Here is a 19,409-nt window from a genome sequence, read left to right as displayed (position 1 = left end):
TGGTGAAGCATGATGCGCAAATCAATCATTTTTGACGGCATGCGACAGCACGTCCCTCGGCCGCCCGGCTCTGCTACTCACCCGATGGCATTTTCACCGTTCGCCAGGGTGTGGTGGCAGCGAGCCACTGCCGTGTTCGCGCCTCGGGATCGGGGTTCAAGGTGATGTCGGTCACGACAGCAGCACTGTCGGCGCCTTGAGAAAGAACGCCCTTTATTCGATCGACGTTCAGCCCACCGATGGCGACGAGCGGCAGATCGCCGACGTGCGCCTTCCATGTGCGCAGGCGTTCCGGTCCTTGCGGCGACCATTTCATCTGCTTGAGAATGGTCGGATAGATCGGGCCGAGCGCGATGTAGTCCGGCTTTGCTGCCTTTGCTGTTTCGAGTTCGGCATCGTCGTGGGTCGACAGCCCGAGCTTCAGGCCGGCGGCACGAATGGCGCCGAGGTCGGCCGTTTCCAGGTCCTCCTGGCCGAGGTGAACGAAAGCGCACGCTTCTTCAATGGCGAGCTGCCAGTAGTCGTTTACGATCAGCTGGCAGTCGTTCAAGGCGCAAATCGCTTTCGCGGTGCGGATTTCAGCCCGCAACTGCGCGGGCGCCTTGTTCTTGATCCGCAACTGCACGAGCCTGACGCCGAGGGGCACGAGCCGCGCGATCCAATCGGCGCTGTCGACGATGAGATAGAAGGGATCGAGTTTCATGCGAAGACGGCCTTTCCAATGACAGGTGTCGACGGGACTGCGACATCGCGCGGCTCCAGCAAGCCGGCGCTGAACGCTTGCCGGCCCGCGTCGATCGCCTTGGCGAATGCCCCGGCCATGGCAACCGGGTCGCCGGCGCCGGCAACGGCCGTGTTCAAGAGGACCGCATCGAAGCCGAGTTCCATGACGGTTGCCGCGTGCGAAGGCCGGCCGATACCGGCGTCGACGATTAATGGGATGTCGGGAAAATGCGCGCGCATCGAACGCAGCGCCGAAAGGTTGAGCGGTCCCGCGGCACTGCCGATCGGGGCACACCAGGGCATCAACACCCGGCATCCCGCTTCGAGCAGCCTCTCGGCGACCACAAGGTCATCGGTTGTGTAGGGAAAAACCTGAAAGCCTTCGCTTGAAAGAATGCGCGCTGCCTCGACCAGTCCGAAGACATCAGGCTGAAGCGTATCGTGATTGCCGATCACCTCCAGTTTGATCCAGCTGGTGCCAAACAGCTCTCGCGCCATCTTGGCTGTCAACACGGCCTCGGAGACCCCATGGCAGCCGGCTGTGTTCGGCAGCACGCGGACGCCGAGCGCCCGGATCAGTTCGAAGAAGGCGCCGCCGCTACGCCCGCCAGCGGTCTCTCGGCGCAATGAGACAGTGACAATCTCCGTTTCTGATCGTTTGACGGCCTCCGCTAGGATCGCGGGCGAAGGGTATCGCGCAGTGCCAAGAAGCAAGCGGGACGAAACCTCGGCGTTATAGAGCTTCAGCATCATTCAGCCGCCCTGCATCGGCGACAAGATTTCGATCCTGTCATTGTCGTTAAGCGCATGGTCGACACGGTCCTCGCGGTGGACGATTTCGCCGTTGACGGCGGTCGCCAACCATTCGCCCTCGTATTCCATCAGCGTCAGCAGTTCCGACAACGTTGCTGCAATGAGGTCGTGATGCTCGCCGTTGACGATCAGTTTCATCGGCTATTTCCTCCTGGTTCAGTTCTGGAGAAGACAAGGTCAACGGCTTCCTGCGCCATTGCGGGCGCAAGCAGGAAGCCGTGGCGATAGAGGCCATTGAGCACGACCGCACCGCGCTCGCGGGTCGCGCGGGGAAAATTGTCGGCGAATGCCGGCCGGATGCCCACGCCGGTTTCGACCACTGCAGCGTCCGCGAAGGCGGGATGCACTGCATAGGCGGCGTTCAACAACTCCATCATCGAACGCGCCGAGATCGGACCGTCAAACTCCGTCTCGATCATGGTGGCACCCACCATGAACAGGCCATCTCCGCGCGGAACGATATAGACGGGGAAGCGGGGATGCAGCAGGCGAACGGGCCTGGTGAGGGTAACCTCGCCGGTTTCCAGATAAAGCATTTCGCCGCGAACGCCGCGAAGTCCGCTCGTCTGTCCGATCCGCGCGGCGCCAGTGCAATCCACGATGTCGTCGTAGTCGGTCTCTCCGGCCACTCGCTCGATGAATGCAACACGCCGATCGACAAGTTTTTCTCGCAGCAGACCCAAGACTCGCCTTGGATTGAGGTGTCCTTCCAGTGGGAAGAAAAGGGCGCGCCTGAAGCGCCCTGCCAGAGCTGGCTCCCATGAGGCGATATTTTCTTCATCCAACCATTCATGGCCGCTTGTGCGACCGGCGAAGCGATTGAGCTCGCTCTGGTCGCGGGCGGGAGCAACGACCAGCGTTCCGTTTCGGTGTACCTCCCCCGGCAGCATCATGTCCCACCGGTCGGGAGCATCGCGACCTCGCAGCAATACGGCTTCCTCGGCACTTTCGCGCTCGCACCAGGGCGCGAGCATGCCGCCCGCGAGCCAGGAGGCTGCCTGCCTGGAGCCTTTAGCCGGATCAATGACCGTCGCATCGGCACCGCGAAGGCTGAGTTCGTGGGCGACGACGAGGCCGGCAACGCCGGCCCCTTTGACAAGCACATGCATATCAGTCGCCCGACTGTTCGACGGCATTGATTGGCATGTAGAGATCGCCGCCCTCGCGGTATTTCGCCGCCATCGCGTCGAGCCCTTCCTTCTGCGCCTCGGCACGGATGTCGTGCGAGATCCGCATCGAGCAGAACTTCGGGCCGCACATGGAGCAGAAGTGCGCCACCTTGTGCGCTTCCTTCGGCAGCGTCTCGTCATGGAAGCTGCGGGCGGTTTCGGGGTCCAGCGCGAGGTTGAACTGGTCCTCCCAGCGGAATTCGAAGCGAGCGCGTGACAGGGCGTCGTCGCGCAATTGAGCGGCCGGGTGCCCCTTGGCGAGATCGGCCGCGTGGGCAGCGATCTTGTAGGTGATGACGCCGGTCTTCACGTCGTTGCGGTCGGGTAGACCAAGATGCTCCTTCGGGGTGACGTAGCAGAGCATCGCCGTACCGAACCAGCCGATCATCGCAGCACCGATGCCCGAGGTGATGTGGTCGTAGCCGGGTGCAATGTCGGTGGTCAGCGGTCCCAGCGTATAGAAGGGCGCCTCGCCGCAGACGGCGAGCTGCTTGTCCATGTTCTCCTTGATCTTGTGCATCGGCACGTGGCCGGGGCCTTCGATCATGACCTGGCAGTCCTTGGCCCAGGCGATCTTCGTCAGTTCGCCGAGCGTTTCCAGCTCGGCGAACTGTGCCGCGTCGTTGGCGTCGGCAATCGAGCCCGGACGCAGGCCGTCGCCGAGCGAGAAGGAGACGTCATAGGCGCGGCAGATGTCGCAGATCTCCTCGAAATGCTCGTAGAGGAAGCTCTCGCGGTGGTGATGAAGACACCACTTGGCCATGATCGAGCCACCGCGCGAAACGATGCCGGTGACGCGGTTGACGGTGAGCGGAATGTAGTGCAGCCGCACGCCGGCGTGGATGGTGAAGTAGTCGACCCCCTGCTCGGCCTGCTCGATCAGGGTGTCGCGATAGACTTCCCAGGTCAGGTTCTCGGCAATGCCCTCGACCTTCTCAAGCGCCTGATAAAGTGGAACCGTGCCGATCGGCAGTGGCGAGTTGCGGATGATCCATTCGCGGATGTTGTGGATGTTGCGGCCGGTGGAGAGATCCATGACTGTATCGGCGCCCCAGCGGGCAGCCCAGACCATCTTCTCGACCTCTTCGGCCATGGAAGACGTGACGGCGGAGTTGCCGATATTGGCGTTGATCTTCACCAGGAAGTTCCGGCCGATGATCATCGGTTCGGATTCGGGATGATTGATGTTGGCGGGAATGATCGCTCGGCCGGTGGCAATCTCCTGCCGGACGAATTCCGGGGTTACGTGATCCGGAATCCGGGCGCCGAAGCTTTCGCCGTCGCGCGTGATAGCCTCCGCCTGCGCCTTGCGGCCAAGGTTCTCGCGGATCGCGATGAATTCCATCTCCGGTGTGATAATGCCGGCGCGCGCATAGGCGAGCTGGGTCACGGCCTTGCCGTCCCTTGCGCGGAGCGGCTGGCGCGTGCCGGGAAATTCCGGCGTCAGCCGTTCGCCGCTGGCAAAGCCGTTGTCTTCGGGGCGGACCTGGCGGCCCTGATAGGCTTCGACGTCACCGCGGGCGACCACCCAGCCGCGGCGCAGTTCTGGTAGTCCCTGCTCGATGCGGATGTCGGCACCTTCGACGGTGTAGATGCCCGAGGAATCATAGACCGTGACCGGCGGTTCGCCCGATGTCGGGTGAAGGCTGATCTCGCGCATCGGGACGCGGACATCAGGGTGGATTTCTCCGGGAATGTAGATTTTTCGAGAGGCCGGCAATGGGCCTGTCGTAACGGTCGGGGTGATATTCTTTGCGGCAATATTCATGGTTTGAGGCTCCAAGTTTGCATTTGGAGACCCAGTCCTCAGCCGGAATGATGAAAAGACGCTGACACGGTTTCCTCGCGAGAATCCAATGCCTTCGAGCGCTTGCACCGTCCCTACGCCAGTATGAACTGGATCAGGTTCAACGGGTCACTGCGCGCGATAGCAGTATCTCAGCCCCTTGCCGGGACCCCCCTGGTGAATGCGAAAAGGTTAGAACCAGAGTAGCAAAGCTGTCAAGCCGACCGCGTAGGCTACATCGAAAGGTCCAGCGCCCGGCCTTCGAAGAGGCGGCTCTGCGAGCCCTCGAGATGCGCCTTCATCAGCGCCCGCGCGTCTTCCGCGCGGCCTTCGACGATGGCGAGGTAGATCTTGTTGTGTTCTTCGTAGACCTGCTCAAGACCTTGGCGCGGGCCAAGCAGAGACAGACCGTGAAGATGCATGCCGACCGCGATATGCGCTTTCAGGGCATCGATCGAGGCCGTGTAGTAGTGGTTGTTGGCGGCTTCCGTGACCGCACGATGGAACGTGAAGTCGGCGTCAGTGCGATGAAGCTGGTGGCTGGTCGCCTCACGGAGATCGGCGAGAGCAGCTGCGATCTTCTGAATCGCCGCCTCGTCGCGGCGCTTGGCAGCAAAATAGGCGGCAGCAGGCTCGATCGTCAGGCGAAACTCATAGCAGCGCTGAATATCGGCGATCGTCTTGACCGGCGAATAGGAAAGCTGCGTCGTCGGCGAGCCATGAGCGCTGACGAAGGTGCCGGCACCTTGCCTGGCGTAGACGATGCCCTGATCGCGCAAGCGTGCCAACGCGTCGCGCACGATGGGGCGCGAGACGCCAAGCATCGACGCAAGCTCGTGCTCACCGGGAAGTCGTGAATCGGGCGGATAGTTTCCCGAGCGAATGCGCTCTTGCAACTGATCGAACACCCGATCGACCAGCTTGACGGCCTTACCGCGCTCCGGCTTTGTCGCAGGCGACGCTTGCGCATTCGCCGATACACCGTTTGCTTCGTCCACCTTCATTCTCCCCGTCGGCATTGTCCTATGCCGCCTGATTCTGTGCAATCAGTCTTACCAAACTATCAGAATTTCCGAAGCCCCCGGACTTCACCGCGCAGCGGAAACGCAGGCCATCGGCCGTTTTGACGTCAAACCACGGAATGCCCGCCTCGATTTCGCCCTGCGGCCTCAGGATCCGAATTCCGAGCTCGCGAAAAACTGCCAGCGCCGTATCGCCACCGCCAACCATCAGCATCTCCGGGCGCGTCGCATCTATGATCGACTTTACGCCTTTCGCGAACCGGTCGGCAACTGCCGCGGTCTCGCCGGTGATTTCGCCTGTACAGCGCAGAAGCACCGGCAGGCCTAACCGCTGTTCGTCCGGTAGCATTCCCACGGGAGCATCAATGGCCGAGGTCAGGACACCGGAAGCCTCCAGCTTGGTCATTTGTGCCGCTGTGATCGGGTCGCGGGAACCGACGGCGAAAACTGTCCGATTTGATGCCGCAAAGGGTCGGCCTGCTTTGTTGGCCCTGCCGATCTTGCGAGCAAGCGCGGCGCCGATGCCGCGCGCGCCAACGGCAAGTGTGATCTTCCAGTCGTGCCTGCCGACCAGCCGGTCGAGATCGCCATCAGTCTCGGCGTCACGCACGAGGACCTGGCCGTCAGCTGTCTTGAAGAGATCGGCAATCGGTAGCGGCTCGTTGACGCCGCGGCCGACGACATGGCCGTTGCGGGTCAAACGCTCTTGATCGGGGATGGCTGGTGCCACGACGATTGCCGCGTGGCCGAAGACGGCGGCAATAGCTGCGCTTTCTGCTGCAACATTCCCCTTGAGACGGGAGTCTATCTTTTTCAAAACGATCTGAGGCGAGGCGGCAAGAAGGGCCTTCGCCGCAACGCTGACCCTTCCTGCCGCTTCCTCCTCCGGGAGAGCTCTTGAGGCCGTGTTGACCACCACGACCTCGCAACCGGTCATAAGCGCATCCGATATGGCTTCGACCTCGATCGCGACAGCGACGGAAAGCCCGGCGTCGACAAAGGGGGTTCCCGTGTCCAGTGCGCCGGTCAGATCGTCAGCGATGATCGCGACCTTCAACGTCATGTGGTTTGTCCGGTGTTGACCGCGTGGCAGGCGACGAGATGGCCGGGCTTGGCTTCCTTCCATTCCGGAACCGCCCTGCTGCAAGCCTCCATGGCGATCGGGCATCGCGTATGGAAGCGGCAGCCGGCCGGTGGATTGAGCGGACTTGGCACGTCACCCTGCAGGATCTGGCGCTTGCGGCTGCGCTCCAGCTCCGGATCGGTGTCCGGAACGGCCGACAGCAGCGCTTTGGTGTAGGGATGCAGCGGGTTGTCGAACAGCTCCTCGCGGGTCGCAAGCTCCGCCAGACGGCCGAGATACATCACGCCGACACGGGTGCTGATATGGCGAACGACGGCCAGATCGTGGGCGATGAACAGGTAGGTCAGGCCATATTTTTCCTGCAGGTCGAGCAGCAGGTTGATGATCTGCGCCTGAATGGAAACGTCGAGTGCGGAGATCGCTTCGTCGCAGACGATGAACTTGGGCTGGCAGGCGAGCGCGCGGGCGATGACGACACGCTGCCGTTGGCCGCCGGAAAGCTCGTGCGGATAGCGCTGGGCAAAGCGGGTCGACAGGCCGACGTCGGTCAGCAGCGTCGCGACCCGGTCCTTCAGTTCCGCCTTGGTGCAGAGCTTGTGGAACAGGATCGGCTCTCCAATCGCCTCCCCGATCGTCATGCGCGGGTTGAGCGTCGAATAGGGATCCTGGAAGACGATCTGCAGGTCGCGGCGGAAGGGCCGCATCTGCTTCTCGTCCAGCGTTGCCAGATCCTGGCCCTTGTAGACGACCTTGCCGCTGGTTGCCTTGTAGAGGTTGAGGATGGTGAAGCCGGTCGTCGACTTGCCGCAGCCGGATTCGCCGACGAGGCTCAGCGTCTCGCCTTCCATGATATCGAGATTGACGTTGTCGAGCGCATAGACCGTCGCCGAGCGTTCGCCGAAGGCGCCGAGCTTGACGTGGAAATGCTTGACGAGGTTCTCGACCCTGAGCAGCGGTTGGGCACCCATCACGCAGCCTCCTGCATTTTCTGGACGACAAAACAGGCGGCCCGGTGATTTCCGGCGCCGGCCAGCGGCTCGAGCTTCGGTACGCGCTCGAGGCAAATCGCTTCCGCCAGCGGACAGCGCGGCGCAAAGGGGCATCCCTTCGGCCGGCGACCCGGTTCGGGCGGTGTGCCGCCGATCGAGCTCAGCCGGCTTGCCGGTGCATCCGACAGCTTCGGGATCGAGGCCAAGAGACCGCGCGTGTAGGGATGGCTCGGGCGAGCGTAGAGTTCATCGACCGGCGCATCCTCGACAACGGTGCCGGCGTAAAGCACGGCGACGCGATCGACGAGACCGGCGATCAGCGCCAGGTCATGAGTGATCCAGACCACCGACATGCCGAGCTTGGCGCGCAGATCCTTCACGAGATCGACGATCTGGGCCTGGATGGTGACGTCGAGCGCCGTCGTCGGTTCGTCGGCGATCAGGAGCTTCGGATTGCAGGCAAGGCCAATGGCGATCATCACGCGCTGGCGCATGCCGCCAGACAGTTCGTGCGGATAGGCCTGCAGCCGCTCTTCCGGACCGGGAATGCCGACGAGACGCAGCAGTTCGACGGCACGTGCGCGGGCCTCCGCCTTGCTCATCCTGCGATGATAGATCAGTGGCTCGCAGATCTGGTCGCCGACCCGCATGACCGGGTTTAGCGAGGTCATCGGATCCTGGAAGACGAACCCGATATCGCCGCCGCGTACCTTGCGCAGTTCCTTGTTCGACATCTTCTGCAAGTCATTGCCGTCAAAGCTGGCCGAGCCTTTGGTGACCTTGATCTTGTTGGGCAGGAGCCGCATCAGGCTCAGCATCGTCAGACTCTTGCCACAGCCGGACTCGCCGACGACGCCGAGCGTCTCGCCCTTGTTGACGTGGAGGTCGATCCCGTCGACGACAACGGCAGGGCCGTTGCGTCCGTCGATTTCGACGGTGAGGCCGCGGACATCGAGCAGTCGTTCACTGGATTTGGTCGTGTTCATCACTTGCTGCCCCGCGGATTGAGTGCGTCGTTGAGGCCATCGCCGAGGAAGCTGAAGGCAACCGAGGCAAGGCCGAGGACGGCTGCCGGTGCGGCAAGGAGATGGGGATAATGCTGCCAGACGCGTAGACCGTCCGAAATCATGTTGCCCCAGCTGGGGGTCGGCGGATTGACGCCGACGCCGAGGAAGCTGAAGGCGCTTTCTAGAACCATCGCCGTGCCGAGACCAGCACTGACGGAGACGATCAGCGGTCCAAGCGCGTTCGGTACCACGTAACGCTTCATGATGACCCAGTTGGACAGGCCGAGAGCCTGGGCCGCGGTGATATAGGGGCGGCTGCGGATCGACAGCACCTGGGCGCGCACCAAGCGCGCATAGGGCGGCCAGGAGATCAGCGCCATCGAGCCGAAGACCAGGAAGAAATCCACCCATACCGTCTGGCGATAGAATGGATTGAGGGTTGCCATGTACTGGGCCTCCATCCATTTCGCGATCGGTGTCTTCAGCGACGCATTGATAACGACAACGAGCAGCAGGTTCGGCACCGACATGGTCACATCCGTCAGCCACATGATGGCGCTGTCAAATGGATTGCCGAAGAAACCGGCAATGGCTCCAAGCACGAGACCGATCGCAACGGCGATCAAGGTCACGACGATCGCAACCAGGAAAGCCGTGCGCGTGCCGAAGACGACGCGGCTGAAGACGTCGCGGCCAAGATCGTCCGTGCCGAAAAGATGGTGCAGCGAGGGAACGGCGTTTCGCGCCTGCAGATCCTGGCTCAGATAATCGTAAGGCGCCAGGTAGGGACCAAAGATCGCGGTGAAGGCGAGGATCAGGACGACAATCAGGCCGAACAGGGCAAGCTTGTTGCGCTTCAGGCGATGCCAGGCGTCGCGCCACAGGTTGACCGGGGGTTCTTCCTGCGTGGCTTCGATCGTGGAGAGAGGGATTGCGGACATGGTCAGCGGCTCCTTCTTGCATCATTGGCGCGCGGATCAAGCAGCGGATAGAGCACGTCGACCAAGAGGTTCGAGGCCATGACCAGGAAGGATCCGATCAGCGTGATTGCCAGAATGACGGGATAGTCCGAGTTGGTCAGCGCCTGAACGGTCAGGCGTCCGAGGCCCGGCAGACCGAAAACGAGTTCGACGAAGATCGCGCCGTTGACGATGGTAATCATGATCAGGCCGAGCTGGGTCACGACAGGCGTCAATACCGGGCGTAGAATGTGGCGCAGAGCCACCACGATTTCCGGAACGCCCTTGGCGCGGGCGGTGCGTACAAAGTCCTCCGAGAGAACCTCGATGACCGCCGCACGCGTCTGGCGCACGATGAGCGCGATCGGCTGGAACGACAGCACGATCAGCGGCAAGATGATACGTACGTCAAAGACGCCGCCCCAGCCGTAGGGGACCTTGATCATCGGCAACAGCACGATCAGGGCGACCATGAGCAGCGGACCAGCGACGTAGGCCGGGATCGCCCACAGGAAGAGCGCGCTGCCAAGGATCGTGTAGTCGAGCCTCGTGTTCTGGTTCATCGCCGCGATCATGCCGAGCGGAATGGCGACGACGGCGGTCAAGATGATGGAACAGAGCGCCAGTTGGAAGGAAACCGGCGCAGCTGCCGAAACCATGGCCCAGACCGACCGGCCCGAGGTCAGCGAGTTGCCGAACTGGCCATGCAGCAGGTTCCAGATATAAAGGCCGAACTGCACGATGAACGGCTTGTTCAGGCCGGCGCTTTCGCGGATCGCTTCGATGCGCTCGGGATTATAGGCAACGTCGCCGGGTGCGCGCAGAAAGATCAGCTTGATCGGATCGCCGGCGCCGTAGAAGGCCAGCGCATACACGGCCAGCATGACTATCAGGACGGACGGAATCCAGATGGCAAACCGGGTTAGCACGTAGCGTAACAAGGTTACCTCCCACCTGTTGTCGGCATGGCTCCGTATTCGGGTCGTCCCCGCAGAGATGCCGTCTCTTCTTGAAACTTGCGCGAAGGCCTTGCGGTCTTCGCGCGGTTGCCAAATGCCCGGAGGCTATTTTCGGACGCCGGCTCAGCCGACCGAGATGTCCCAGGGCGCCACGACCTGCCAGTCGAGGTTCTTTTCCATGCCCTTGACCTCCTTGGTGGCCCAGCGCGACATCGCCTGAGAATACCACGGAATGAACGCCCAATCGTCGCGGAATGCCTTCTGGGCATCCTGCGCGAGCTTGATGCGCTGCGGGTCGTCAGCCGGCTTCTTGGCCGCTTCGGCAAGGGCGGCATCAACCTTGTCGTTCTTGTATCCGCCAAGCTTGTTTTGTGCGTTCGACGAGGTCGAGGCGATGCAGCCGGCGAGATAGGAGGCGGCGTCAGGAACGCGTGTCCCAACGTCATCGCGGAAGATCTGGACCGCGTTCTGGTCAGGACCGGCGTAGGAGTCCTGTTGCGGTTTCATGTCGACGGCGGTGATGCCGAGGTTCTGGCGCCACTGTTCGGCGATGAACTGGGCTGCGGCTTCGATGGCCGGGGCCGAGATGCCGACAAAGAGGATCTTTGGCAGGCGCTCGGGACCACCGTAGCTGGATTCGGCAAGCAACTTCTTGGCCGCTGCCGGATCGTAGGGGTAGGGCTCGAAGCCGGAATTGTCGGCGCCGGGGACGGAATTGAGAATCTGATCAGCCTTCTTGTGCGGTCCATCCGGATAGGATGCCTTGAACAGGCCGTCGCGATCGATCGCCATGATCAGCGCCTGGCGAACCTTCGGATCGTCCATCGGAGCGCGGCTGATGTTGAACCAGAAGTGCTGGCTGGTCGGGATCAGCGGGCCGGAGGAGAATTCGGGACCGAGATCCTGGATGATGGTGGAGGTCACAAGCTCGGTGTGGGCGTTGAACTCGCCCGAGTTGATCAGCGAGGTCGCAGTGACGTTGTCTTCCACCGATGTGATCTCGATACGGGCAAGCTTCGGCTTCGGCCCGAAAAACTTCTCGTTCGGCTCGAATACCAACTTGCCGGCATCGATATCGAGGCTGGTCAGCTTGAAGGGGCCGGAGAACACCGGGCTGCTGTCGGGCTTGTACCAATCGGCGACTTCCTCGCCATCGCTGCCGCGCGACTGCGCTGCCTTGGTGATCGGAGCGATATGGTTGGCAAGGCGCATGAAGAAGATTGGATCGACATCCGTCAGGGTCACGACAACAGTGCCTTCGTCAGGCGTAGCAACGCCTGTCAGTTCGTTGGCCGAACCGCCGCTGATTTCCTTGTAACCCTGAACCTTGCTCAGCACCTGATCGGCGCGCTGGCTCTTGGTGTTGGGCATGGACGCGACTTCCCATGAGCCCTTGACGTCGGCCGAGGTGATCTTGCTGCCATCGGAGAAGACGGCCTTCGGATCGATCTTGAAGGTCCAGACCTTGTTGTCGGAGGATTCCCAGCTGGTGAAGACGTATGGCTTGATCTTGCCTTCGCTGTCGAAATACATCGGCGAAGCCCACCAGATCGAGTTCCAGCGGAAAGGACGTCCGCCGCCACGCAGCGGCGACCAGTCCTGGTCGAACGCCGGATGCGCGGCCTTGAGAACCTGTCCTTCATCGGCGAACACGATACGGGCGTTCATCCCGAATACGGTGAGGCCGACACCGGCGGCGAGGCCGAGCTTCAATGCCTCGCGGCGCGACATCTGCGTTCCCTGCGCAGATTTTTCTTCATTGCGATCAGTCATGTTGTCCTCCCATGGCAAAATTGATGGCGTCTCCACTTTCCACTCTATCCCGAAAGTGCGTCACGACATGGCGCAGACACTCGCGCGATAATGTAAATATGTCAACAGAAATTAATCTTTGTGTTAGTTTTGGAAAAGCGTGAAATATTTTTGTCAACATTTTCCGTGACTTAAAAAATGAAGTGGCCACCACCTCGTATTGTCATATTGACAACACTTCTTGTGGGGACGAAGAAACCCGCATCTCGCGGGCCTGGATTCCCGCCTTTGCCGCCAGCCATGCGGCGTTCATCCGAGGAGGACGATATGAGCGATCACAAGATTACAGGCGTATTCAGCGCGGCCGCAACGCCGCTCAATGCGGATAACAGCCCGGACCTTGGCCTGTTCACCGTGCACTGCCGGCGTCTGCTGCAGGAAGGTTGCCACGGTGTGGCCTTGCTTGGCACGACGGGCGAAGCAAATTCCTTTTCCTCGGGCGAGCGCCGGGCGATACTAGAGGCGGCGCTCAAGGCAGGCGTGCCGGCTGACAAGCTGCTCCCCGGAACCGGCGTTGTCGCCATTCCGGAAACGGTGGAGCTGACCAAGCACGCTCTTTCCCTCGGCGTGACGAAGGTCGTGATGCTGCCGCCCTTCTACTACAAGGGCGTATCCGACGACGGGCTATTTGTCGCCTACTCGCAAGTTCTCGAAAAGGTCGCCGACAACCGGCTGCAGGTCATTCTCTATCACATCCCGCAGGTCTCGGGCGTTCCGCTTTCCATTCCGTTGATCGGCAAGTTGATCGAAGCCTTCCCCGACACGGTGGTAGGAATCAAGGAATCTGCCGGAGATTTCAACAACATGCAGGCAATCATCGCGGCTTATCCGGGCTTCTCCGTGTTGGCGGGCGCCGATCCGCTGCTCCTGCCACTGTTGAAGGCGGGAGGTGCGGGCTGCATCACGGCAACCTCCAATCTCGTCGCGGACTCGCTGCGCACCGTCTACGATAAGGTGCACGACGAGGCGCACGCTGGCGAGGTCGAGGTCGCTCAGGCTCGCATCAATGCCTACCGAACGCTTTCCAATTCCTATGTGCAAATCCCGACGATCAAGGCCATGGTCGGCCTCAAGACCGGCAATGATACATGGCGGCGCACGCGCGCGCCGCTGATGCCGATCAGCGATGCCGACCATGCTGCACTTTCCGAAGCCTACGCCAAGTTGCCGTAAGGAGCGCGACCATGAGCTCTACAGGTTTGCCACCCGAAGCCGTTCCGGCGCTGATGACCGGCGAGGTCGTTGAGAATGCAAGGGAGAAGGGGCGTGCCGATGCCTATCTTCCCTCTCCCTGCATCCAGAACCACGCAGCCAATCTCGCCTTTTTGCCCGAGGGGACGCTGACCTGCGTCTGGTTCGGCGGCACGATGGAGGGGATGGGCGACATTTCCATTTACATGTCGCGGCTCGCCCCTGGAGCATCGCGTTGGTCGCAGCCGGAGAAGATGTCCGACGATCCGGCGAAATCAGAGCAAAATCCTTTGATTTTCAATGCGCCAGACGGAACGGTTTGGCTGCTTTATACCTCGCAGACCTCGGGCAATCAGGATGGGTCTGTTGTCAAATGCCGGATCTCGGGCGACGGCGGCAAAACATTCGGAGGGGTGCGCGTTCTCTGCGATATCCCGGGCACGTTTGTTCGCCAGCCGATCCTCATCAATAAAAGCGGTATCTGGCTCCTGCCGATCTTTCGCTGCATCGGTTTGCCCGGCGAGCGCTGGACAGGCGACGTGGATACGGCAGGCGTGCTGATCTCGCGCGATCAGGGCAAGAGTTGGGTCCTAACCGAGGTCCCAGACAGCGTTGGGGCGGTTCACATGAACATCGTGCTGCTCGACGGCGACAACCTTGTCGCCTTCTACCGCAACCGCTTCTCTGAATCGGTTCTGTCCAGCCGCTCGAGCGATGGCGGTGAGCATTGGAGCGCGCCTCAGCCCATCGATCTGCCGAACAACAACTCGTCGATCCAGGCGACCAAACTGAAAAATGGCATGATCGCAATGGTTTACAACCATTCGAACGCGTTGACGTCGGATGCCCGGCGCCAATCGCTCTACGACGAGATCGAAGGCGACGAGGAGGTGAAGGTCGCGCCGGCGCCGACGATCGAGCGCCGTAAGGCAGTCTGGGGCGTGCCTCGCGCGCCACTCAGCCTAGCCCTCTCCAGTGATGGCGGCGCCAGTTTCCCCCGCCGCATCGACCTCGATACCGGCGATGGATATTGCCTCAGCAACAACTCGAAGGACTCCGTCAATCGCGAGTTTTCCTACCCTTCGATCGTCCAAGGGCCTGATGGTGCCGTGCACATCGCCTACACCTACTACCGCCGAACCATAAAATACGTCCGGCTTTCGGCTAACGCGATTGCGTGAGGCCTTCATAGGTCGTCAGTTGTGAACATTCTAGAGCCGGCGCGGCGCTCAGAAGCGGCTGTTGCGTCGGCTTTCAACGCCTGTTTTGACAACTTCATATCGCTTTCCTGACAATGCGGCGCCAGCCTGATATCACGATGATCAGACGTTCGTGTCCACTATTTCGACCTTTAATATCAAATAGATGATTGAATATTTGGTCTTGCCCTCTGCGCGGCACGATCCGCCGAAACGCAATTTTTTCCCATGTGGGTGATGTCGCTGCTTGCCAAGGGTGGCGACATTGTATAACAAATTTACATCTTAGTGGTCGAAATGCCGCAGCATTCGCAGGGAGGAGTCGTCCAGTGGTCAGCTTGGATTCGCCTATAACAATCGTCCGACCGCACCTGATCGAGTTCGGCATCGGCACGGCGGAGCGGCTCGGCAAGTGGGCGAGCGAGAAGGGCTATGTCAGAACCCTCGTCATTTCCGACGCCTTCAACGCAACGCGCGTCGATGCGCTGGCGCTCAAGGGTGAAATCACGGTGTTTGCCGATGTAACGCCCGAGCCGGATACGGCCAATCTCGACAAGGTGTTGGCGGCGGCAAACGCGGTGGATGCCCAGCTTGTCGTCGGCTTCGGCGGCGGCAGTGCCATGGATCTTGCGAAACTTGCCGCCGTTCTCGCCGGTTCGTCGCAGACGCTGCATGAAGTTGTCGGGCCAAACAAGGTCAAGAGACCGCGCCGCGTTGCGCTGGCGCAGGTGCCGACGACGTCAGGCACCGGCAGCGAGGCGGGCATCCGAGCCCTCGTCACCGATCCGACGACGATGGCCAAGCTTGCCGTCGAGAGCATGCATATGTTGGCAGATATCGCCGTCGTCGATCCGGCGCTGACCTTCAGCGTGCCCTCGCGCACGACCGCAGCGACGGGTGTCGATGCCATGGCTCATTGTGTCGAGGCGTTCACCAATCGCAAGGCGCATCCCATGATCGACCTCTACGCAATCGACGGTACACGGTTGGTCGGAAAATATCTGGCCCGCGCTGTCAAGGATGGGTCCGACGCTGAAGCGCGCGCCGGCCTGTCACTCGCCTCCCTCTATGGCGGTTTCTGTCTCGGCCCGGTCAACACCGCTGGCGGCCACGCGCTCGCCTATCCGCTTGGGACTCGCTGGCATGTGGCGCATGGTGCGGCAAACGCGCTGATCTTCCCGCATGTCCTCGCATTCAACACGCCAGCGGTGCCTGAAAAGACCAGTGCCGTCATGGCAGCGCTTGGCCGCAAGACTTCAGACAATATCGAATCTGTATTCGATGCCGCCTATTCCTTCTGCGCCGAACTCGGGATTGAAATGAAGCTCTCCGGTCTCGGCGTGCCGGAAGGCGATCTGGATGCAATGGCTGATGATGCCTTTGCCATCCGTCGTCTGCTCGACAATAATCCGCGCGACCTGTCGCGCGCCGATATCCGCTCGATCTATGAAGCCGCCTTTTAAGGTGCGCTTTCCCAAAGAGGACCGTGAGTGATGGACAGGAATGCGAAAGTCGCCGTGACGCTCGGCGATCCGGCAGGCGTCGGCCCCGAGGTAATCGTCAAGGCGCTGGCCACGATGCCGGAGCAGGAGCGTCGCGATTTCGTCATCGTCGGCAATACCGAGGCGCTGGAGCGCGCCAATCGCGCTGCGGCAACCGGACTTTCCTTTGCGCTGGCAGATACGGCCGGCAAGATCGCGGTCGACGAAGTGGAGCTTGGCGCACCGCTGCCTGAGATCGGTAAGGTCAGCCCGGTCGCGGGCGATGCCTCGGTGCGCTACATCAGTCGCGCCGTCGATCTCGCGATGTCAGGCAACGTCGATGTCATCGTCACCGCACCGATCAACAAGGAAGCGATGAACCTTGCCGGTCACCACTATGATGGCCATACCGGCCTGCTGGCGCACCTGACGGGTTCGAAGAGTTCCTTTATGCTGCTCGCCTCAGAGCGGCTGAATACCATCCACGTTTCCACTCATATCTCGCTCAAAGGGGCGATCGAGCGCGCCAAGACCGAGCGTGTCCTGGCGACGATTGAGGCAGGCCACAATCACTTCATGCGCCTTGGCCTGAAGGCGCGCATCGCGGTTGCCGGCCTCAATCCGCATTGCGGCGAAAACGGTCTGTTTGGTACCGAGGATACCGAATTCCTGGCGCCGGCCGTCGAACTGGCGCAGGCGAAGGGCATCGATGTCGTGGGGCCGATCTCGGCCGATACCGTGTTTGCGCGTGCCTATAACGGCGCCTTCGATCTCGTCATTGCGCAGTATCACGACCAGGGCCACATTCCGATCAAGCTCATTGCCTTCGACACGGCGGTCAACGTCTCGCTCGGCCTGCCGATCGATCGCGTGTCGGTTGACCACGGTACGGCCTTCGATATCGCCGGCACGGGCAAGGCCAACCACGTGAATATGCTTTCGGCTATCGCCTATGCGCGGCTGATGGCGCGGTCTCCGCGCCGGCAGGCGGCCTAACGCCTCGAAGGCTTTCCGCTCGTCGAGGGGCGCAGCATTGCGCCGCTCGATCCGCTTTGCTCTTTGAAGGAGATGAGCGATGGAAAAGACAGTTGTCATTCTCGGCGGCGAACTGGCGCCGGAAGGCCGTGCCCTTCTGGAAGAAGCCGGAGCAAGCGTCATCGCCACTCCTCCCTATATCGACCGACAGGCCGTTATCGAGATAATGAAGGCCTACAAGCCGGATGCAGTTATTGTGCGCCTGCTCGCCGATCTTCTCGGGCCGGAGGAAATGCAAGCCGGCGGAAAGCTGCGGCATATCGCCAAGCATGGCGTCGGAACGAACGACATCGATGTGAAGTCGGCCACGGCGCTCGGCATCCCGGTGTCAATGACCACGGGCAGCAACGGGCATTCGGTTGCCGAACATGCGCTTGCGCTGATCATGTCGCTGGTCAAGGATCTGCCGCGCCAAGATGCACTGATCCGGGACGGCATCTGGGACAAGAACCAGTACAGGGGACGTGAGCTGCGCGGCCAGCGGCTCGGTCTTGTAGGCTTCGGCTTCATCGGTCAGACGCTTGCCAGAATGGCTGGCGCCATCGGCATGATCGTCTCGGCCTTCGATCCACACGCGCCGGACAGCGCCTTTCACGGTGGCGTCTGCCGCGAAACCGATCTCGATACCCTTCTTGCGAACTCCGACATCGTCAGCCTGCACTGTCCGTTGACCTCGGAGACGCAGAACCTGATCGACGCCCGCCGCTTCGGGCTGATGAAGCAGGGCGCATTCCTGATCAACACGGCGCGCGGCGAAGTCGTCGACGAGAACGCGTTGATCGCCGCCCTTGAAGAAGGGCATCTCGCTGGCGCCGGGCTGGACAGTTTCGCCGTCGAGCCGCCCGGCATCAACAGTCCCTTGTTCCAGCTATCGAACACACTGGTTACGCCCCATGTCGCGGGCGTCACGCTCGATGCGAAACGCGCCGTTTCGATCATGGCGGCCGAGAACGTGCTTGCGGCGTTTGACGGCCGGACACTTGAACCCCGCTTTCTGGCGCGCTGACCCGCCTGATGCCGGCAACGAATGGAGAGAATTATGGGCGAGACATCCGATATCCGCTATGCACCGGATACGCTGCGCCGATTCGCGCGGGCATTGTTTACTGTGGCCGGGCTTGAGGGGGAAAAGGCCACTGCTGTCGCCCACTATCTCGTCGAAGCCGATCTGATGGGGCACACGACGCATGGTCTGGCGTTGGCAGGCTGGTATTTGCAAAGTATCGCCGATGGCGTGATGAAGCGCGAGGGTATGCCAGAGGTCTTGTCCGACCGTGGGCCTGCCATTGCCTGGCATGGGCGCCGCCTTCCCGGCGCATGGCTGACATCCGAGGCGGTGAAGCTTGCCTGCGACCGCGCAAAAACCTACGGCACCGCGACGATCGCGATCGCCGACAGCCACCATATAGGTTGCCTGGCCGCCTATCTCACCATTGCTACCGATCGCGGCTACATGGTCAGCATCGCAAGCTCCAGCCCATCCGGGGCGCAGGTCGCGCCATTCGGGGGCCGAAAGGGCGTCTACACGCCTAACCCGGTCGCACATGGCATTCCGACCCCCGGCGACCCGATTCTGATCGACATCAGTGCTTCGATCACGACGGTCAACATGGCGCAGCGCCTGGTTCGCGAAGGCCGGCAGTATGAGCACGAATGGCTGATGGACGAGAATGGCGAGCCTAGCCGCGATCCGCGGGTAATCGAACGGGGCGGCACGCTCCTACCCGTCGGAGGGCTTGATCATGGCCAGAAGGGTTACGGCATGGCCCTTCACGTCGAAGCTTTCACGCAAGGTCTTGCCGGACTTGGCCGCGTTGACGGACCGAAGGGTACGAACGCTGCTGTCACTATCCAGGTCTTCGATCCTGACGCCTTTGGTGGTCGTGATGCCTTTCTGCGACAGACCGGCTGGCTCGCCGATGCGTGCCGCAGCAATCCACCGCGCCTGGGTGTTGCACGCGTTCGGCTGCCGGGTGAAAACGGCCTGGCGCGCAAGCGGGGCGCTCTCGCAGAAGGGGTGGTGCTGCACCCTAGCATCGTGACATCACTCGCACCCCATGCCGAACGGCTCGGGGTGGCTATGCCCTAGTGCCGAGCGCTCATCCTAGCCCGAACAAAAGCACGTGGAGAGTTCGATCGCACCGTTTCGATCGGCGCTGCGAGCCGGTAAGTGTTTACAA

The 19,409-nt window shown here is 61.5% G+C and carries 18 protein-coding genes and 1 riboswitch; of the genes, 6 read left to right on the top strand and 12 right to left on the bottom strand.

Translation table 11 applies throughout. The features are described from left to right. Positions 1 to 73: 73 nt before the first annotated feature. The 12 genes from ACSQ9D_RS17960 to ACSQ9D_RS17905 form a co-directional block, all read right to left on the bottom strand. Positions 74 to 703: a thiamine phosphate synthase gene (locus tag ACSQ9D_RS17960; RefSeq protein WP_436283301.1), complete on the bottom strand. Its 630-nt coding sequence runs from the start codon at positions 701 to 703 to the stop codon at positions 74 to 76. Next, entirely contained in the window at positions 700 to 1,473 is a 774-nt protein-coding gene (locus tag ACSQ9D_RS17955) for a thiazole synthase (protein ID WP_436283871.1), read from the bottom strand. The genes ACSQ9D_RS17960 and ACSQ9D_RS17955 overlap by 4 nt, the downstream gene beginning before the upstream one ends. A 3-nt stretch (positions 1,474 to 1,476) precedes the next feature. Next, a complete protein-coding gene (gene thiS / locus ACSQ9D_RS17950; protein ID WP_037116485.1) occupies positions 1,477 to 1,674 on the bottom strand; it encodes a sulfur carrier protein ThiS in 198 nt (65 codons plus the stop codon). Further along, complete coding sequence (gene thiO / locus ACSQ9D_RS17945; RefSeq protein ID WP_436283300.1) at positions 1,671 to 2,645, bottom strand: glycine oxidase ThiO; 975 nt, start codon at positions 2,643 to 2,645, stop codon at positions 1,671 to 1,673. Before thiO ends, thiS begins: the two co-directional genes overlap by 4 nt. A 1-nt stretch (position 2,646) precedes the next feature. Further along, the gene (gene thiC, locus ACSQ9D_RS17940; RefSeq protein ID WP_436283299.1) at positions 2,647 to 4,473 is read right to left on the bottom strand and encodes a phosphomethylpyrimidine synthase ThiC; all 1,827 of its coding nucleotides are present in this window, start codon (positions 4,471 to 4,473) and stop codon (positions 2,647 to 2,649) included. A 92-nt stretch (positions 4,474 to 4,565) separates the two neighbouring features. Next, positions 4,566 to 4,677: riboswitch (TPP riboswitch) on the bottom strand. Between the two features lie 47 nt (positions 4,678 to 4,724). Beyond that, positions 4,725 to 5,489: a FadR/GntR family transcriptional regulator gene (locus ACSQ9D_RS17935; RefSeq protein WP_436283298.1), complete on the bottom strand. Its 765-nt coding sequence runs from the start codon at positions 5,487 to 5,489 to the stop codon at positions 4,725 to 4,727. Positions 5,490 to 5,514: 25 nt separating this feature from the next. Further along, positions 5,515 to 6,576 (bottom strand): four-carbon acid sugar kinase family protein, encoded by a 1,062-nt coding sequence (locus ACSQ9D_RS17930; RefSeq protein WP_436283297.1) that lies wholly within the window; start codon positions 6,574 to 6,576, stop codon positions 5,515 to 5,517. Continuing rightward, positions 6,573 to 7,565, bottom strand: a complete 993-nt coding sequence (locus ACSQ9D_RS17925; RefSeq protein ID WP_436283296.1) for an ABC transporter ATP-binding protein — start codon at positions 7,563 to 7,565, stop codon at positions 6,573 to 6,575. Before ACSQ9D_RS17925 ends, ACSQ9D_RS17930 begins: the two co-directional genes overlap by 4 nt. Beyond that, entirely contained in the window at positions 7,565 to 8,572 is a 1,008-nt protein-coding gene (locus ACSQ9D_RS17920) for an ABC transporter ATP-binding protein (protein WP_436283295.1), read from the bottom strand. The genes ACSQ9D_RS17925 and ACSQ9D_RS17920 overlap by 1 nt, the downstream gene beginning before the upstream one ends. Continuing rightward, entirely contained in the window at positions 8,572 to 9,534 is a 963-nt protein-coding gene (locus tag ACSQ9D_RS17915; protein ID WP_436283294.1) for an ABC transporter permease, read from the bottom strand. Before ACSQ9D_RS17915 ends, ACSQ9D_RS17920 begins: the two co-directional genes overlap by 1 nt. A 2-nt stretch (positions 9,535 to 9,536) precedes the next feature. Next, positions 9,537 to 10,493, bottom strand: a complete 957-nt coding sequence (locus ACSQ9D_RS17910; RefSeq protein WP_436283293.1) for an ABC transporter permease — start codon at positions 10,491 to 10,493, stop codon at positions 9,537 to 9,539. Between the two features lie 141 nt (positions 10,494 to 10,634). Continuing rightward, positions 10,635 to 12,284 carry an ABC transporter substrate-binding protein gene (locus ACSQ9D_RS17905; protein ID WP_037116465.1) on the bottom strand — a complete coding sequence of 550 codons (1,650 nt, stop codon included), beginning with the start codon at positions 12,282 to 12,284 and terminating at the stop codon, positions 10,635 to 10,637. A gap of 306 nt (positions 12,285 to 12,590) precedes the next feature. On the opposite strand from ACSQ9D_RS17905, the gene ACSQ9D_RS17900 reads away from it, so the two are divergent. The 6 genes from ACSQ9D_RS17900 (at position 12,591) to ACSQ9D_RS17875 (ending at position 19,318) form a co-directional block, all read left to right on the top strand. Further along, positions 12,591 to 13,496 (top strand): dihydrodipicolinate synthase family protein, encoded by a 906-nt coding sequence (locus tag ACSQ9D_RS17900; RefSeq protein WP_436283292.1) that lies wholly within the window; start codon positions 12,591 to 12,593, stop codon positions 13,494 to 13,496. An 11-nt stretch (positions 13,497 to 13,507) separates the two neighbouring features. Further along, entirely contained in the window at positions 13,508 to 14,695 is a 1,188-nt protein-coding gene (locus ACSQ9D_RS17895; RefSeq protein ID WP_436283291.1) for a sialidase family protein, read from the top strand. A 347-nt stretch (positions 14,696 to 15,042) separates the two neighbouring features. Then, the gene (locus ACSQ9D_RS17890; RefSeq protein ID WP_436283290.1) at positions 15,043 to 16,176 is read left to right on the top strand and encodes an iron-containing alcohol dehydrogenase; all 1,134 of its coding nucleotides are present in this window, start codon (positions 15,043 to 15,045) and stop codon (positions 16,174 to 16,176) included. 30 nt (positions 16,177 to 16,206) lie between these two features. After that, the gene (gene pdxA / locus ACSQ9D_RS17885) at positions 16,207 to 17,190 is read left to right on the top strand and encodes a 4-hydroxythreonine-4-phosphate dehydrogenase PdxA (RefSeq protein WP_436283289.1); all 984 of its coding nucleotides are present in this window, start codon (positions 16,207 to 16,209) and stop codon (positions 17,188 to 17,190) included. A gap of 79 nt (positions 17,191 to 17,269) precedes the next feature. Continuing rightward, positions 17,270 to 18,235 carry a hydroxyacid dehydrogenase gene (locus ACSQ9D_RS17880; protein WP_436283288.1) on the top strand — a complete coding sequence of 322 codons (966 nt, stop codon included), beginning with the start codon at positions 17,270 to 17,272 and terminating at the stop codon, positions 18,233 to 18,235. Positions 18,236 to 18,268: 33 nt separating this feature from the next. Further along, entirely contained in the window at positions 18,269 to 19,318 is a 1,050-nt protein-coding gene (locus ACSQ9D_RS17875; RefSeq protein ID WP_436283287.1) for an Ldh family oxidoreductase, read from the top strand. Positions 19,319 to 19,409 lie beyond the last annotated feature (91 nt).

Origin of the sequence: Rhizobium sp. LjRoot258, assembly GCF_964254185.1 — a bacterium.
GTDB lineage: Bacteria > Pseudomonadota > Alphaproteobacteria > Rhizobiales > Rhizobiaceae > Rhizobium.
This window is presented reverse-complemented; position numbering and strand designations above follow the sequence as displayed.